Below are 1,722 nucleotides of genomic sequence, written 5' to 3'. Positions count from 1 at the left end.
AAAAATGGCCCGCCCCCGACTCGGCCTCGCCGGTTTCGGTCGAGCCGCTGCCGGCCGTACCGCCGCCACCGCCGATCGACTGCGCGAAGACGCCATAGGAATTGTCGCCCTGGGTGATGATGGTTCCGGTCGTATTGTTGATGACATGGACGAACTTGCCGATGCCGCCATTGCCGCCAAGGCCGCCAAGAGCCGCCGAAATGGAAACAGAGGCGTCGGCGGATGTCGAACCGGCCGCGCCGCCGACACCGCCACTGCCGCCGATCGACTGCGCCATGATGCCGTGCGAATTGGCCTTGTCCGTCAGGACGATACCGCTGTTGGTGACATGGACCTCACCACCATCGCCGCCGCCGGCGCCAAGACCGCCCATCGAGAACTTGACGTCCACGGTGCCGCCGTCGCTGCCCGTGCTCTTGCCGGCGCCGCCGGCGCCGCCGCCACCGCCGATCGACTGCGCGAAAATGCCGATGGAATTTTCCTGCCTGGTCCAGATCAGGCCGGTGGACTGATTGGTGACCTCGACGAGCTTGCCTTCGCCGGCGCTGCCGCCGAAGCCGGCTATCGCGCCGCCGATCGCGTATTCGGCTTTGGCACCGGCCGACGCAGAGCCGCCGACGCCGCCGCCGCCGCCGATGGAGCTGGCGCTGATGCCGTAGGAGAACGCGCCGTCGGTGATGATCCAGTTGCTGTTGGTGACCGACACTTCGCCGCCGTCGCCGGCCGTGCCACCCGGGAGAGACAGGGCCACGCCGATCGAAACGGTCGTCTCGCCGTTGTCGCCGGCACCACCACCGACGTCCTCGTCGGAAGCTGAAGCCGCGCCAGACGCGCCGCCGCCGCCGCCGACCGCCATCGCCATGATACCGGACGAACCGAAGCCCTGCGTGGTGATGAGGCCGGAATTGATGACGGTCACCTTTCTGGCTTCGCTGGCGCCGCCGCCATGTCCAGCCAAGCCCATATTCACGTTGACGCTGGTCTGGCTGCTGCCGCCGATATTGTAGGACTTGGCGGTGCTGGAGCCGCCAATGCCGCCGCCGCCGCCGATCGACTGGGCGATGATGCCCGACGAGAAGGCGCCGGTCGTGGTCAGCGTGCCCGAATTGATGACGTCGACTGTGTTGCCGTAGCTGCCGGTGCCGCCGCCGCCACCCATGGCGAAATTCGCCGCGACATTGACACCGCTGCCGCCGCCGACATTGGCCGACCCGCCAGTGCTGGTGCCGCCATTGCCGCCGCCGCCACCGATCGACTGCGCAACGATCGCGCTGCTGGAATCGCCACTAGTCGTTACCGACATCGCATTGGTCACATGGACGTCACCGGCGAAATCGCCATTGCCGCCGCCGCCGCCGATATTGACGGTGGCGCTGACCGTCACATTGTTGCCGTAGCCGCCAGCGCCACCGAACGTATCACCGGCGTTGCCGCCACCACCGCCGATCGACTGAGCCATGATCCCAACGGCCTGGAAGCCCTGGGTTTCGATCCTGCCGCCGCCGGCAAGCCCGGTCTCGACCCGGACCGTCTTGCCCTCGCCACCGCCGCCACCGCCGCCGCCCACGCCGACGCCGAGATTGACCGCCACGCCGTTGCTGACGGCACCCGCAATCGAGGTCGTGCGGCCACCATTGCCACCGCCGCCGCCGATCGATTGCGCCACGATGCCGCCCGAACCCGTGGCATCGGTAAGTGAAATGAGGTTGCCGTCCGCCTTAA

1 pseudogene is annotated in these 1,722 nt (G+C 67.8%); it reads right to left on the bottom strand.

The window, feature by feature from the left end:
- Positions 1 to 1,722, bottom strand: a pseudogene (locus EOC93_RS35505) (autotransporter outer membrane beta-barrel domain-containing protein); the annotation flags it as partial.

This window comes from Mesorhizobium sp. M6A.T.Ce.TU.002.03.1.1, assembly GCF_003997275.1.
Lineage (GTDB): Bacteria > Pseudomonadota > Alphaproteobacteria > Rhizobiales > Rhizobiaceae > Mesorhizobium > Mesorhizobium mediterraneum.
This window is presented reverse-complemented; position numbering and strand designations above follow the sequence as displayed.